The sequence below is a fragment of the Actinomadura xylanilytica genome, from assembly GCF_030283145.1.
GTDB lineage: Bacteria > Actinomycetota > Actinomycetes > Streptosporangiales > Streptosporangiaceae > Spirillospora > Spirillospora xylanilytica.
The window spans coordinates 1,394,111-1,408,391 of record NZ_JASNWE010000001.1; the positions used below are offsets into that span (position 1 = coordinate 1,394,111).

Annotated in this window: 10 protein-coding genes and 1 pseudogene; 2 read left to right on the plus strand and 9 right to left on the minus strand. The window is 75.6% G+C overall.

Going from position 1 to position 14,281, the window contains the following annotated elements:
• Window positions 1-5: 5 nt before the first annotated feature.
• Window positions 6-1,166 (plus strand): AraC family transcriptional regulator, encoded by a 1,161-nt coding sequence (locus QP090_RS06490; RefSeq protein ID WP_285937574.1) that lies wholly within the window; start codon window positions 6-8, stop codon window positions 1,164-1,166.
• Here the strand turns inward: QP090_RS06490 and QP090_RS06495 are convergent.
• The 5 genes from QP090_RS06495 to hutH form a co-directional block, all read right to left on the minus strand.
• A complete protein-coding gene (locus QP090_RS06495) occupies window positions 1,126-3,957 on the minus strand; it encodes an AAA family ATPase (protein ID WP_349666482.1) in 2,832 nt (943 codons plus the stop codon). The two genes, QP090_RS06490 and QP090_RS06495, sit on opposite strands and share 41 nt — an antisense overlap.
• A gap of 104 nt (window positions 3,958-4,061) precedes the next feature.
• Window positions 4,062-5,429 carry a formimidoylglutamate deiminase gene (locus QP090_RS06500; RefSeq protein WP_285937575.1) on the minus strand — a complete coding sequence of 456 codons (1,368 nt, stop codon included), beginning with the start codon at window positions 5,427-5,429 and terminating at the stop codon, window positions 4,062-4,064.
• 10 nt (window positions 5,430-5,439) lie between these two features.
• Window positions 5,440-6,639, minus strand: coding sequence for an allantoate amidohydrolase (locus tag QP090_RS06505; RefSeq protein ID WP_285937576.1), 1,200 nt, complete (start codon window positions 6,637-6,639; stop codon window positions 5,440-5,442).
• Window positions 6,636-8,360 carry a urocanate hydratase gene (gene hutU / locus QP090_RS06510; protein ID WP_285937577.1) on the minus strand — a complete coding sequence of 575 codons (1,725 nt, stop codon included), beginning with the start codon at window positions 8,358-8,360 and terminating at the stop codon, window positions 6,636-6,638. The genes QP090_RS06505 and hutU overlap by 4 nt, the downstream gene beginning before the upstream one ends.
• Window positions 8,361-8,388: 28 nt before the next feature.
• On the minus strand, window positions 8,389-9,933 hold the full coding sequence (gene hutH / locus QP090_RS06515) for a histidine ammonia-lyase (protein WP_285937578.1): 1,545 nt from the start codon (window positions 9,931-9,933) through the stop codon (window positions 8,389-8,391).
• Between the two features lie 102 nt (window positions 9,934-10,035).
• Here hutH and QP090_RS06520 point away from each other — a divergent pair, with 102 nt between their 5' ends.
• Entirely contained in the window at window positions 10,036-10,806 is a 771-nt protein-coding gene (locus tag QP090_RS06520; protein ID WP_285937579.1) for an IclR family transcriptional regulator, read from the plus strand.
• A 133-nt stretch (window positions 10,807-10,939) separates the two neighbouring features.
• On the opposite strand, the gene QP090_RS06525 is transcribed toward QP090_RS06520, so the two are convergent.
• The 4 genes and pseudogenes from QP090_RS06525 to QP090_RS06540 all read right to left on the minus strand — a co-directional run.
• Window positions 10,940-11,857: an ABC transporter substrate-binding protein gene (locus tag QP090_RS06525; RefSeq protein ID WP_285937580.1), complete on the minus strand. Its 918-nt coding sequence runs from the start codon at window positions 11,855-11,857 to the stop codon at window positions 10,940-10,942.
• Window positions 11,858-11,901: 44 nt separating this feature from the next.
• Window positions 11,902-12,600, minus strand: coding sequence for an ABC transporter permease (locus QP090_RS06530; RefSeq protein ID WP_285937581.1), 699 nt, complete (start codon window positions 12,598-12,600; stop codon window positions 11,902-11,904).
• Entirely contained in the window at window positions 12,597-13,367 is a 771-nt protein-coding gene (locus QP090_RS06535; protein ID WP_432763013.1) for an ABC transporter permease, read from the minus strand. Before QP090_RS06535 ends, QP090_RS06530 begins: the two co-directional genes overlap by 4 nt.
• Window positions 13,368-13,462: 95 nt before the next feature.
• Window positions 13,463-14,206, minus strand: a pseudogene (locus QP090_RS06540) (ABC transporter ATP-binding protein); the annotation flags it as partial.
• Window positions 14,207-14,281: the final 75 nt, after the last annotated feature.

Here is a 14,281-nt window from a genome sequence, read left to right on the forward strand (position 1 = left end):
CGGCCATGGATCCGGGCCCCGACGCCCGCCCGCCGCTGCTGGCCTCCCACCAGCGGGTCGTCAGCGACGACATCGGAGTCCTGCACTCCGCCGTCGAGCCGCTCGCCGTCGGGCACGACCTCCAGTCCCGCAGGCCCGACCTCCCCTTGGACGGGATGGTGAACGGCCTGTCGGTCGGGGCGGTCAATCTGGTCTGGGTGCGGTACGGGGGCGAGGGCGTCATCGTCGAGACCCCGCCCACCGAGGGCGAGTTCGCCATGTGCGCCCCGAACGCGCCCATGGGGGTGGAGTACCGCACCGGCACCGGGCACGACACCGGCCAGGGGAGCAGCCTCGTCCTCTCCCATGACCAGCGGATGCGGATGACCCCGGACCCGTACCTCGGCTGCCTGGTCATCGCGACCACCACCGGGCGCCTGGCCGACCACCTCGCCGACCACCTCGGCGAGGAGCGCTGCCCGCCGCTGCGGTTCCACAGCGTGGACGGCCCGCCCGCCGCCTCGCCGTCGCTCGTCGAGCGCACCTGGCGGCACGTCTGCGACGTGCTCGACCACGCCGCGGCCGGCGGCATCCACCCGCTGGCGGCGCGCAGCCTGGAGGAGTCGCTCCTCACCGCGCTCCTGCTCGGGCTGCCGCACACCGCGACCGCAAGTCTCGTCGAGCCGGTGCGCCGCTCGCCGCACCACCTCGCCGGCCTGATCGAGGACTGGGTCCAGGCGCACCACCACCGGCCGATCGGCGTCACCGACATGGCGGCGTCCGCGGGCGTCGGCGTCCGGCAGCTCCAGGTCATCTGCCGGGACCAGTGGGGACTGACCCCCACCCAGCTCCTGCGCGGCGTCCGGCTCGACCACGCCCGCGCGGCGCTCGTCGAGGCCGGGCCGGGCCCGCGCGTCATCAGCGACGCCGCCGGCGCGGCCGGGTACCTGCACATGAGCCGCTTCTCCGCCCACTACCGGCAGCGTTTCGGCGAGACGCCCAGCCAGACCCTCAGCCGCGCCCGGACCCTCCAGGGCCGCAAGCCGCCCCGGCAGGCGGGTGGAGCCTCCGGGGCGGGGGGTGGAGCTTCCGGGGCGGGGGGCCCGGCGCCCCGGCCGGGTGGTGGAGAGCCCTGGCGGGGCGGGATCAGCCGAACCCCAGGCGGGAGAGCTCGGCGCGGCGTTTGATGCCGAGCTTGGGGAAGGCGCGGTAGAGGTGGTTGCCGACCGTGCGGGGGCTGAGGAACAGGCGGGTGGCGATCTCGCGGTTGCTCGCGCCGGACGCGGCCAGCCGCACGATCTGGAGCTCCTGGTGGGTGAGTCCGCCGCCGACGGGGGCCAAGGGGCCGGGCGGGGACGCGGCCGGCACGCCGGTCGCCTCCAGTTCGGTGCGGGCGGCGACCGTCCAGGGATGGGCGCCCAGGAGCTGGAAGGCCTCTTCGGCAGCTTCCAGGTGCGTCCGCGCCTTGGCACGCCTGCGGACCCGCCGCAGCCACTGCCCGTAGAGCAGTTCGGTGCGGGCCCGCTCGTAGGGCTGGTCCGTCTCGGCGTGCAGGCGTAGCGCCTCCGCGTAGTGCTGCTCGGCGTCCCCGGTCGCCGTCAGGAGGGCCCGGCAGCGTTCGGTGACGGCCCTGACGGCCGGGGACGGGTTGTGCTCGTTCCAGGCTTCGAGCAGGGCGAGCGGCCTGGCGGCGGCGTCCGGCCGTCCGCAGCGCACCGCCGCCTCGATGTGGTCGGGGGCGCGGCGGATGGCGGCGGAGCAGGGCACGGTCGGCCAGAGCGCCTCGAACCGGGCGAACGCCTCGGCGGTGCGTCCGTACCCGAGGTCGAGCAGGGCGCGGGCCCAGGAGGTGTAGGCGGCGGCGAGCGCGTTGCCCTCGACCACGTCCGCCTCCGGAACGTCCGTCATGGCGTCCGCGCTGAACGCGTCGCAGCGCGCCTCGTCCCCGCGCACGGCGGAGATCCAGGCCAGCAGCGCCCTGCACTGGTTCGCCCAGTGGAGCCGTCCGGTCTCGACGGCCCGGGCCAGTCCCTCCTGGAGGGTGGTCTCGGCGGCGTGGTGCCGTCCCTGGTGGAGCTGGACGTGGCCGAGGCTGTGGAGGGCGTACGGGAGGCGGCCGAGCAGCCCGTCCCGGCGGCATCGGGCGGCGAACTCTGCCGCGGAGTCGGCGGCGGACTCCGGTCCGGTCACGGCGACCCCGATCGCGGACGTCATCAGCCGGTGGTTCAGTTCGGCGGGCATCGGGCAGTTCGCGGCGGCGGCGAGCGCCCGGACCGGGCCGACGCCGGACGGGTCCGTGCGCAGAGCCGCCACGACGGCCGACAGCGCGGCGGGGAGCGGCGCGAGCGGCGAGTCCCGGCCGAGCGAGACGGCGCCCAGCGCCAGGGTCCTCAGGACCGGCTCGACGTCGCCGAGCAGCCGGGGGTCGCCCGCCTGCCAGCCGCAGCGGACGGCCTCCGACAGCATCAGCAGCAGCTCGGCCGGGTCGCGGTCGCCGATCAGGGCGGCGCCGTCGATCAGCGTCCGGCAGGCCGTCCGGGTCAGGCCGCGTTCGAACGCCACGCCCGCGCCGACCCGCGCGGCGGCGGCGGCGACGCCGGGGTCGGCGGTCAGGGCGGCGGCCTCGTCCGCGAGCCGCTCCGCGTCGTCGGACAGGCCCGCGTCGAACGCGGCGCGGGCGGCCGTCACCAGCCGCCGCGCCCGGACCCGCCGGTCGGGGGTGAGGCGTGCGGCGCGCGCGTGCGCGGTGTGCCCCCGCCGGCCGCCCGCGCGTTCGGCGACCCACTGGAGCCGCGCCGCCACCTGCTCGTCCGGGCCCGCGGCCGCGGCGGCGAGGTGCCAGGCGCACCGCTCCTCGCCGTCCGGCCCGGCGGCCCCGGCGAGGGCGCGGTGCGCCGCGCGGCGCTCCTCGGTGGTCGCGGCCTGGTAGGCGACCGCGCGCAGCAGCGGGTGGGTGAACCTCAGCTCGAGCCCGGCGACCTGGAGCAGGCCCGCCCGCTCGGCGTGGCCGAGGTCGGCGTGGTCCAGGCCGAGCGTCTCGGCCGCCTGCGCCATGGCGACCAGGTCGCGGTCGTCGCCGGCCGCCGCGACCAGCAGCAGGGTCCGGACGGAGGCGGGCAGCCCTTCCAGCCGCGCGCGGAACTCCCCCGGCACCGGGCCGGCGACCGGCGCCGTCCCGTCGTAGAAGGCGTGCGGGTTGAGGCCGTCCGCGCGCTGCTCGGCGCCGAGGGCGGCGGCGAGCGTGCGCAGGGCCAGCGGGTTGCCGGCGGCCTCGGCGATGATCCGTTCGGTGGACTGCGGACCCACCGCCGGGAGCGGGCCCGCGGCCGGGAGCTCGCGGAGCAGGTCCCGGGCGGCGCCCGCGCCGAGCCCGCCGAGCGGCAGCTCCGGCAGGCCGTGCGCGAGGGCGGCGTCGCCGTCGCGGGCCGCGATGAGCAGCGCGATCCGCTCGCCGCCGATCCGCCGCGCGGCGAAGGCCAGCGCGTCGGTCGACGCCGGGTCCAGCCACCGGGCGTCGTCGACGAGGCAGAGCAGCGGCCGTTCGGCGGCCAGGCGGCAGAGCAGGGACAGCAGCGCGCGCCGGACGGCGAAGCGGTCCCGCTCGCCGTCGGCGTCGCCGTCCAGCGCGGCGAGCAGGGCGGTCGCGCGCGGCTCGGGCAGCCGGGCGACCTGGTAGCGGACGGGACGCAGCAGCAGGTCCAGGAACGCGAACGGCTGCGCGGCCTCGTCGGCGTGCCCCGCGCCGCGCAGCACCCGGGTGCCCCGGGGGACGCCGTCCGCGCGGCTCCGCACGGGGCCACGGGCCAGGCGGACCGCGTGGGCGAGCAGGGCCGTCTTGCCGATGCCCGCCTCACCCCGGACGACCAGGGCCCCTCCCGCACCGGCGCTCGCTCCCGCGACGACCGCGGCGATCCGTTCCCGTTCGGCGGCTCTTCCGAGAATGATGAGAACTCCTCCATGCCGGCACCGACGCGACAGGACATGATCACCCCGGCGGACGGGCCCGCACCACGGTCCAGGGGTTCAATGTCGGCGGGGTCCCGCCGGCACGGCCGTCCCCGTTCCGGACGGGACCGGGAGGGTCAGCCGGTCCCGGGCGCCGTCCCGGGCGGTGCGGTGACCGCCTCGACGGCCTCGCGGAGCGCGCGCGGGACGTCGTCGACCAGGAGGTGGCGCCCGTCGTGGACGATCTGCCGCCCGGACACGACCACGTGCCGGACGTCGGCCGCGGTGGCGGCGAACACGGCGGTCTCGGCGGCGTACCGGGGGCCCGCCCCGGCAGTGCGGACCGAGTCGAGGGCGACGGTGACCAGGTCGGCGTACGCGCCGGGTTCGAGCCGTCCGGCCTCGGGCCAGCCGAGGGCGTGGTGGCCGTTGGAGGTCGCGGCGGCGAGCAGCTCGCCGGCGGTCCAGTGCCCGCGCACCCGGGTGCGCAGCCGCTCGTCCAGCTCGACCGCGCGGGCCTCCTCGAACAGGTCGACGACCGCGTGCTGGTCGGAGCCGAGGCAGATCGGCGCGCCGGCAGCGGCGAGGGCGCGGGCCGGGCCGATGCCGTCGGCCAGGTCGCGTTCGGTGGTCGGGCACATGCACACGCCGGTGAGGGTGCCGCCGAGCAGGTCGATGTCGTCCGGGGTGAGGTGGGTGGCGTGCACGGCGGTGGTGCGGGCGCCGAGGGCGCCCGCCTCGGCCAGCAGGCGGGTGGGGGTGACGCCGTAGGCGTCCCGGCACGCCTCGTTCTCGGCGGGCTGCTCGGACAGGTGGACGTGCAGCGGCGCGCCGTGCTCCCTGGCCCAGGACGCGACGGCGCTGATCTGCTCGCGCGGCACCGCGCGGACCGAGTGGATCGCGGCGCCGACGCGGGCGTGCGGACGGGCCTTGCCGGTCTGCTCGTGGAGGCTGTCGACGCGCCGCGCCCAGTTGCCCGCGGTGCCGTCGCCGAAGCGGAGCTGCGGGCCCTGGAGCGGCTGCCCGATGCCGCCGCTGAGGTAGCAGGTGTCCAGGAGGGTGACGCGCAGGCCCGCGTCGGCGGCGGCGGCGATCAGCGCCTCGCCCATCGCGTTGGGCTCGTCGTAGGGGGCGCCGCCGGGCCGGTGGTGCGGGTAGTGGAACTCGCCGACGCAGCTGATCCCGGCGAGCGCCATCTCGGCGTACACGGCGGTCGCCAGGGCCCGGTAGGACTCCGGGCCGAGCCGGCCCGCCACCTCGTACATCCGCTCGCGCCAGGTCCAGAACGTCCCGCGCCCGGCCTGGACGCGACCGCGGAGCGCCCGGTGGAACGCGTGGGAGTGCGCGTTCGCGAGGCCAGGGAGGGTCAGGCCGGGCAGGCTCTGGACGCCCGGGGGGGCCGGGACGCCGCGGGTGACGCGGGTGAACCGCTCGCCGTCCGCCTCGAACAGGACATCGGCGGATAGACCATCTCCAAGCCAGGCAAGTTCGGCATGCCATTGCATAAGGGGGTTCCTACCCGTGTGTCAGGTCCTCCAGTACCGCGGCGAGCGCCTCGACCCCGGCGACGCGGTCGGCGGGGTCGGCGTGCTCGGCGGGCGCGTGGGAGACGCCGGTGGGGTTGCGGACGAACAGCATGGCCGCGGGCATCCGGGCGGACAGGACGCCCGCGTCGTGCCCGGCGCCGGTCGGCAGGACGGGCGCGCCGCCGAGCGCCGCGCAGACGCGGTCGCGGAGCGCCAGGTCGAACTCGACCGCCTCGGACGCCGACTCCTCGGCCACCCCGACGGTCACCCGGTGCGCGCCGGCCTCGGCGCGGGCGGCCCGCTCGACGTCCTCGACGGTGCGCCGCACGCCGCCCGCGGACGGGCCGCGCGCGTCCAGCCACGCGGTGACCGCCGACGGGATCGCGTTGACGCCGCCCGGCGTGACCCGCACCTTCCCGACGGTGGCGAGGGTGCCGTGCCGCCCGGCGGCCTCGCGCGCCGCCAGCGCCATCCGGGCGAACGGGAGCATCGGGTCGCGCCGGTCCTCCAGCCGGGTCGTCCCGGCGTGGTCGCCCGCCCCCGCGAAGTCGAACCGCCAGCGCCCGTGCGGGACGATCGCGCTCGCCGCGCCGACCGGGACCTCCAGCGCCCGGCCCTGCTCGACGTGCAGCTCGACGAAGCAGGAGACGCGGCCGAGCAGGGCCTCGTCCGGGCCGATCGCGTCGGGGTCCAGCCCGTTCTCGGCGAGGACGGCCGCCAGCGTGCGCCCGTCCGCGTCGGTCAGCGCGCGGGCCCGCGCCGGGTCGATCACGCCGGCCAGCAGCCGGGACCCGAGGCACGCCACGCCGAAGCGGGCGCCCTCCTCCTCCGCGAACGCGCCCACCGCGATCGGCCGCGCCGGCCGGACCCCCCGCTCGCGCAGCAGGTCGATGGCGGCGAACGCCGACACCACGCCGAGCGGCCCGTCGAACGCGCCGCCGCCGGGCACCGAGTCCAGGTGGCTCCCGGTCAGCACCGCGCCGTCGCGCGTCCCGTCCTCGGGCAGCCACCAGGCGAACAGGTTCCCGTTGGCGTCGGGCTCGACCGGCAGGCCGCGCCCGCGCGCCTCGTCGAGGAACCAGTCGCGGCACTCCAGCTCCGGCGGCGTCCAGGCGAACCGGTGGTAGCCGCCACCGTCCGGGTCCCGGCCGACGGGCAGCAGCGCCGCCCACATCTCCTCGAAGCTCACGCCCCGTCCCCCGCCGCCGGCCCGTCCGGCGCGGGGCCCGGCCCGGGCCGGTCCGGCGCGGGGCCCGGCTCGGACATCGGGATGCGGACGCCGCGCTCGGCGGCGACCTCGGCGGCGCGGTCGTAGCCCGCGTCGACATGCCGCATGACGCCCGAGCCCGGGTCGTTGGTCAGCACCCGCTCCAGCTTCCGCCCGGCCAGCTCGGTGCCGTCGGCGATGCAGACCTGCCCCGCGTGGATCGACCGGCCGATGCCGACGCCGCCGCCGTGGTGGATCGACACCCAGGTGGCGCCGGAGGAGGTGTTGAGCATCGCGTTCAGCAGCGGCCAGTCGGCGATCGCGTCGGACCCGTCGGCCATCCCCTCGGTCTCCCGGTACGGGGACGCGACCGAGCCGGTGTCGAGGTGGTCGCGGCCGAGCACGAGCGGCGCGCTGATCTCGCCGCGCGCCACCAGGTCGTTGAACAGCGCCCCGGCCTTGTCGCGCTCGCCGTACCCGAGCCAGCAGATCCGGGACGGCAGCCCCTGGAAGCGCACCCGCTCCCCCGCCATCCTGATCCACCGGGTCAGCGGCTCGTTGTCGGGGAACAGGTCGAGGATCGCCTGGTCGGTGCGCGCGATGTCCTTCGGGTCGCCCGACAGCGCGGCCCACCGGAACGGGCCCCTGCCCTCGCAGAACAGCGGCCGGATGTAGGCGGGCACGAAGCCGGGGAAGTCGAACGCGCGCGCGTACCCGGCGGTCTCCGCCTCGCCGCGGATCGAGTTGCCGTAGTCGAAGACCTCGGCGCCCGCGTCCTGGAACCCGACCATCGCCTCCACGTGCGCGGCCATCGACTCGCGGGCCTTGGCGGTGAACCCGGCCGGATCGCGGTCGCGGTCGTCCGCCATGTCCTCGAACGCGACGCCGCGCGGCAGGTACATCAGCGGGTCGTGCGCGCTGGTCTGGTCGGTGACGATGTCGATCGGGGCGCCGCGGCGCAGCAGCTCGGGGACGACGTCGGCGGCGTTGCCGAGCACCCCGATCGACAGCGGGCGGCGCGCCGCCCGCGCCTCCTCGGCGAGCCGCAGCGCCTCGTCCAGCGACCCGGCGCGCACATCGCAGTAGCGGTGCGCGACACGGCGGTCGATGCGGGACGGGTCGCACTCGACGCAGATCGCGACGCCGCCGTTCATCGTGACCGCGAGCGGCTGCGCGCCGCCCATCCCGCCGAGCCCGGCGGTCAGCGTGACCGTCCCGGCGAGCGTCCCCCCGAACCTCTTCTCGGCGACGGCGGCGAACGTCTCGTAGGTGCCCTGGAGGATGCCCTGCGTGCCGATGTAGATCCACGACCCGGCCGTCATCTGCCCGAACATCGTCAGCCCGAGCGACTCCAGCCGCCGGAACTCCTCCCAGTTCGCCCACTGCGGCACCAGGTTGGAGTTGGCGATGAGCACCCGCGGCGCCCACTCGTGCGTCCGGAAGATCCCGACCGGCTTGCCCGACTGGACCAGCAGCGTCTCGTCGCCCTCCAGCCCGGCCAGCGACCGGACGATGCCGTCGAACGCGTCCCAGTTCCGGGCCGCCTTCCCCGAGCCGCCGTAGACCACCAGCGCGTCGGGGTGCTCGGCCACCTCCGGGTCGAGGTTGTTCTGGATCATCCGCAGCGCGGCCTCCTGCGGCCAGCCCTTGGCGGCGGTCAGCGAGGTGCCGCGCGGCGCGCGTACGGGACGGGGTCCGGGCATCGTGGCTCCTTGGATGAGAGGAGAGGGGTCAGGCGAGCGGGCCGGTGACCGCTTCGGCGGCGGCGACGAGCGAGCCGTCCCGGAGCAGCGCGGTGGCGGCGGCGATCTCCGGCGCCAGGTGCCGGTCCGGGCCGGGCGGCGGCACCCGCTCGCGCAGCGCGGCGACGACCGCGCCGGTGGCCGGGCCGGGCCGCAGCGGGGTGCGCAGGTCCAGCGCCCGCGCGGCAGTGAGGATCTCGATGGCGACGATCTGCGCGAGGCCGTCGACGGACCGGCGCAGCTTGCGCGCCCCGGCCCAGCCCATCGACACGTGGTCCTCCTGCATCGCCGAGCTCGGGATCGAGTCGGCGGACGCGGGCACCGCCAGCCGCTTCAGCTCCGACACGATCGCGGCCTGGGTGTACTGGGCGATCATGTGCCCGGAGTCCACCCCCGGGTCGTCGGCCAGGAACGGCGGCAGCCCGTACGAGCGGGCCTTGTCGAGCAGCCGGTCGGTGCGCCGCTCCGACATCGAGCCCACGTCGGCGGCGGGGATCGCCAGGAAGTCCAGCACGTACGCGATGGGCGCGCCGTGGAAGTTGCCGTTGGACTCCACCCGCCCGTCCGGCAGCACCACCGGGTTGTCGACGGCCGAGGCGAGCTCTCGGCCCGCGACCAGCTCGGCGTGCGCGAGGGTGTCGCGGGCCGCGCCGTGCACCTGCGGGGCGCAGCGCAGCGAGTAGGCGTCCTGGACGCGGGTGCAGTCCGGCCCCCGGTGCGACTCCATGATCCCCGAGTCGGCGAGCAGCGCCCGCAGGTTGGCGGCCGACCGCGCCTGCCCCGGGTGCGGGCGCAGCTCCTGGAGGTCGGCGGCGAAGACCCGGTCGGTGCCGAGCAGCGCCTCCACCGTCATCGCGGCGGCCAGGTCGGCGGCCTTGAGCAGCTCGCGCAGGTCGCGCAGCGCCAGGACGAGCATGCCGAGCATCCCGTCGGTGCCGTTCAGCAGCGCCAGCCCCTCCTTGGCGCCGAGCGCGACCGGCTCGATCCCCGCAGCGGCGAGCGCCCGCGCGGCCGGCATCAGCTCGCCCCGGGCGTCCCGGGCCGAACCCTCCCCGACCAGGGTGAGGGCGGCGGAGGCGAGCGGGGCCAGGTCGCCCGAGCAGCCGAGGCTGCCGTGCTCGTGCACGACCGGGGTGACGCCCGCGTTGAGCACCGCGGCGAGGGTCCGCGCGGTGACGGGCTGCACGCCGGTGCGGCCCGTCGCGAGCGTGTGCAGGCGCAGCAGCATCATCGCCCGCACCACCTCGCGCTCGACCTCGGGCCCGGACCCGGCCGCGTGCGACCGGACGATGTTGAGCTGCAACCGGGCGCGCAGCTCGGGCGCGATGTGCCGGGTGGCGAGCGCCCCGAAGCCGGTCGACACCCCGTACACCGGCGTCCGCCGCGCGGACAGCTCCTCGATGTGCGCCCGCGCCGCCGCGATCGCCGCCAGCGCCGGGCCGGTGAGCTCCACCGCCGCGCCGTCCCGGGCCACCGCGACGACCTGATCGAACGTCAGCGGTTCCGGGCCGACCTGGATGATCCTGTCCGCCATGCCGAAACTCATACCCACCATTCCAACCCGCGGACCCGGCCGCCGGTGAGCCCCGGCGCGCACGATCTGTCTCACATACGAGACAATGCGCGGGGAGGGCGGATGGCACAGGTCCCGGCGGCGCGGCGGGCGCTCGCGGTGCTGCGGCTGCTGGCCGGGTCGGCCGGGCCGCTGCCCGCGTCCAGCATCGCGCGCGCCCTGGAGCTGCCGAGGTCGAGCACCTACCACCTGCTCACCGCGATGGCGGGCGACGGCTTCGTGACCTACGTGCCCGAGGAGCGCCGCTGGGGCCTCGGCGTCGCGGCGTTCGAGGTCGGCTCCGCCTACCTGCGGCACGAGCCGCTCGAACGGCTCGCCCGGCCGCTGCTGCGCCGGCTGGTCGACCGCGTCGGCGAGATCGCGCAGCTCGGCGTGCTGCACGGCGCCGAGACCCTCTACCTGGTCAAGGAGCAGCCGCGGCGGCACGCCACCCTGATCACCGACGTGGGCGTGCGGATGCCCGCGCAGCTCACCGCCAGCGGACGGTCGATGCTCGCGCACCTGCCCGCCGCGCAGGTGCGGGCGCTGTTCCCCGGACGGTTCGTCGACCGCACCGGCGCGGGCAGCCCGGCGTCGCTGCGCGAGCTGCGGCGCGAGCTGGCCGGCGATGCCCGGCGCGGCTGGTCGGCCGAGGACGGCTACGTCACCGAGGGCCTGGCCAGCATCGCGGCCTGCTCGTTCGACCACACCGGGCACCCGGCGGCGGCCGTCACGGTCACCTTCCGGCGCGAGGAGCGTCCGGCGGAGACCTGGCCCGCCCTGGCCGCGCCCATCCGCGCCACCGCCGCCGACCTCACGGCCCGGCTGGGCGGCCGTGCCCCGTCCGCCGGCTGACGTCCCCTGCCGGCGGAACCAGGGCCGGAACGCGGGCCGGAACGCGGGCGCCTGACGCCGGACGCGGGAACGCGAGCGGCCACGGGCACGACGAGGGTCGTGGTCCCGTGGCCGCTCGCGCGCCGGGGTCGGATCAGACCAGGCCGGCCTTCTTCAGCCACTCCTTCGCGACGTCCTCGGGGTCGGCCTTCTCGGTCTCCATCGTGCCGTTCATGTCGATCAGGTCCTGCGTGGTGAGCTTGGCCGACACGGCGTTCAGCGCCTGCCGGGCAGTGTCGTCCACCTTGGACTTGTAGACCAGCGGCAGCACGTTCTGCGCGCCGAAGAGGTTCTTGGGGTCCTCCAGCGGCACCAGCTTGTCCTTGGTGATCGCCGGGTTGGTGGTGAACAGGTTGCCCGCCTGGATCTGGCCCTTCTTCAGGTTGGCCAGCGTGATCGGCCCGGTGTCCAGCGACTTGAACTGCTTGAACGTCAGGCCGTACACCTTCTCCAGGCCGAGCATGCCCTGCTGCCGCGTCTTGAACTCCGGCGGGCCGCCGACGACCAGGTCCTTGGCGACCGGCTTGAGGTCCTCGATGGTCTTGAGCTTGTACTTGGCCGCGGTCTCCGCCGTGACGACCAGCGCGTCCTTGTCCTCGGCCTTGGACGGGTCGAGGATCTCCAGCGCCGGGGGGAGCTTCTGCTTGAGCGCGGTGTCGACGTCCTCCGTCGTGGCGGCGGTGGTGTTCGTCTTGTCGACCCTGGCCAGCAGCGCCCCGTTGTACTCGGGGAAGACCTGGATCGCGCCGCTCTCCACCTGGCCGTAGTAGACCTCGCGGGCACCGATCTTGAACTTGCGGGCGACCTTGACGCCCTTGGCCTCCATGGCCTGCGCGTAGATCTCGCCGAGCAGCTCGCTCTCGGCGAAGTCGGCCGAGCCGACCGTGACGGTGCCGCCCGAGCCCTTGTCGCCGCCCTTCAGCGGGTCGCCGCCGTCGTCGCCGCCACCGCAGGCCGACAGGGCGAGGGCCGCCGCCAGCACGAGGCCCGCGCCTCGGATCATCCGGGACATGTGTGTTCCTTCCTAGGGACGTGCAATGTTCGAGAGTCCGCGGCTCAGGCGCCGGCGTACTGGAGCCGCACCCCGGGCGACACCGCCCAGCGGCGCAGCACCGTGAACAGCGCCTGGATCAGCACCGCCATCAGGGCGACCAGGATCGCGCCGCCCGCCATCTGGTCGTACTCCTGGCGGGCGTAGCCGTCGACGATGTAGCGGCCGAAGCCGCCGAGCCCGACGTAGGCGGCGAGGGTGGCCGTCGAGACGATCTGGATCGCGGCCGTGCGCAGCCCCAGCAGGATCAGCGGCAGCGCCACCGGCATCTCCAGCCGCAGGATCACCTGCGCCCCGGTCATCCCCATCCCCTCGGCCGCGTCGCGCAGCCCCGGCTCGACCTGCTGGACGCCCGCGTAGGCGTTCACCAGGACCGGCGGGACCGCCAGCACGACCAGCGGGATCAGGATCGGCACCAGGTCGCCCGCCGAGGTCAGCACCACCGCGAGGATGAGCAGGCCCAGCGTCGGCAGGGCCCGCGCGGCGTTGGCCGACGAGGTCACCGCGAACCCGGTCACCGAGGCCAGCCGGCCCCGCCGCACGTGCCCGAACAGCAGGCCGAGCGGCAGCGCGATCAGCACGGTGACGGCGAACGCGAGCAGCGAGTACCAGCAGTGCTCGACGAACCGGTGCGGGATGCCGTCGGGGCCCGACCACTGGGCGGACTCGCCGAACCACTTCAGCGCGTCGAAGATGGCGTTCACGCGGTCTCACCCTCCCTGGCCGCCGGCACCCGGTCACGGTCGCGGCTCTGGCCACGGTTCTTGCGCCGCGTGGCGCGGGCCCGCTCCCACGGCGTCAGCAGCCGCTGGATCAGCAGCAGGATCAGGTCGGACAGCAGCGCCAGCGTGATGATCAGCACGATGCCGACCACGAGCGGCGTCGGGAAGTCGCGGCGCAGGCCGTCGGTGAACAGCTCGCCGAGGCCGCCGATCCCGATCAGGGCGCCCACGCTGACCAGGCTGATGTTGGAGACGGTGGCCACCCGCAGCCCGGCCATCACCACCGGCAGCGCGATCGGCAGGTCGACCTGGACCAGCCGGCGCAGCTCGCCGAAGCCCATCGCGACCGCCGACTGCCGGACGTGGGCGGGCACCGAGCCGAGCCCGTCCACCACGCTCGGCACCAGCACCGAGAGCGTGTAGAGGGTCAGCGGGACGACCACGGTGGTGTAGGTCAGCCCGCTGAAGGCGACCAGCACCACGAACAGCGCGATCGAGGGCAGCGCGTAGAGCACGCTGGTCACGGCCAGGACGGGTCCGTAGAGCCGGCGCCAGCGCGCGCACGCGATGCCGAGCGGCAGCGCGATCACCAGGCCGAGCAGGATCGGGGTGAACGAGAGGATCAGGTGTTCCTTGAGGGCCGACAGGATGTCGTCGGAGAGGTTCCGCCTGATCCAGTCCCAGCGGATCAGCGGCTCGCCGTCGTCCCCGATCGCCAGCGCGGCCAGCGCGGGGCTCACCGGGGTCACCGGTCCGCCACCGCCGGGCCCGCGGCGTCCTGGCCCAGGGCGTCGCCGCGCGACCGGGACGTCTCGGCGGCCTGCTCGGCGTCGAGTTCCTGGCTGAAGCGCAGCCGCCTGATCCCGCGGTCGCCGCCGAGGAAGTCGCTGACGAAGTCGTCGGCCGGCGCCGACAGCAGCTCGTCGGGGGTGGTGTACTGCGCCAGCCGTCCTCCGACCTGGAAGACCGCGATGCGGTGGCCGAGCTTGACCGCCTCGTCGATGTCGTGGGTGACGAACACAATCGTCTTCTCCACCTCGTCCTGGAGGCGCAGGAACTCGTCCTGGAGGCCGGCGCGCACGATCGGGTCGACGGCGCTGAACGGCTCGTCCATCAGCATGATCGGCGGATCGGCGGCGAGCGCGCGCGCCACGCCGACGCGCTGCTGCTGGCCGCCGGAGAGCTGGGCCGGGAAGCGCTTGGCCAGCCCCGGGTCGAGCCCGACCCGGGCCATCAGGGCGTGCGCCTCGGCGCGGGCCTTCTTCTTGTCCCAGCCGAGCAGGTACGGGACGGTCGCGATGTTGTCGACGATCGTGCGGTGCGGGAACAGCCCCGCCTGCTGGATGACGTAGCCGATGCCCCGGCGCAGCGCCGGCGGATCGACGTCCCGGACGTCCTTCCCGTCCACCGCCACGGTGCCGTCGGTCGCGTCGACCATCCGGTTGATCATCCGCAGCGTGGTGGTCTTGCCGCAGCCGGACGGGCCGACCAGCACGGTGATGCGGCCGGCCTGGATCTCCAGGTCGAGCCCGTCGACGGCCACGGTGCCGTCGGGATAGCGCTTGGTGACGCCGTCAAAGGTGATCAAACGGTTCACGTCCTCGTCGGGCGTCGGCGACGCCGGGGTTCCGTTCGCTGGCCTGTGCTGATCGTCTTCGGCATC

Coding starts and splice junctions, on each gene's coding strand:
- hutH (WP_285937578.1), bottom strand. CDS start 9,933: ATGGCGGACAGGATCATCCAGGTCGGCCCGGAACCGCTGACGTTCGAT.
- QP090_RS06525 (WP_285937580.1), bottom strand. CDS start 11,857: ATGTCCCGGATGATCCGAGGCGCGGGCCTCGTGCTGGCGGCGGCCCTC.
- QP090_RS06520 (WP_285937579.1), top strand. CDS start 10,036: ATGGCACAGGTCCCGGCGGCGCGGCGGGCGCTCGCGGTGCTGCGGCTG.
- hutU (WP_285937577.1), bottom strand. CDS start 8,360: ATGCCCGGACCCCGTCCCGTACGCGCGCCGCGCGGCACCTCGCTGACC.
- QP090_RS06490 (WP_285937574.1), top strand. CDS start 6: ATGGATCCGGGCCCCGACGCCCGCCCGCCGCTGCTGGCCTCCCACCAG.
- QP090_RS06500 (WP_285937575.1), bottom strand. CDS start 5,429: ATGCAATGGCATGCCGAACTTGCCTGGCTTGGAGATGGTCTATCCGCC.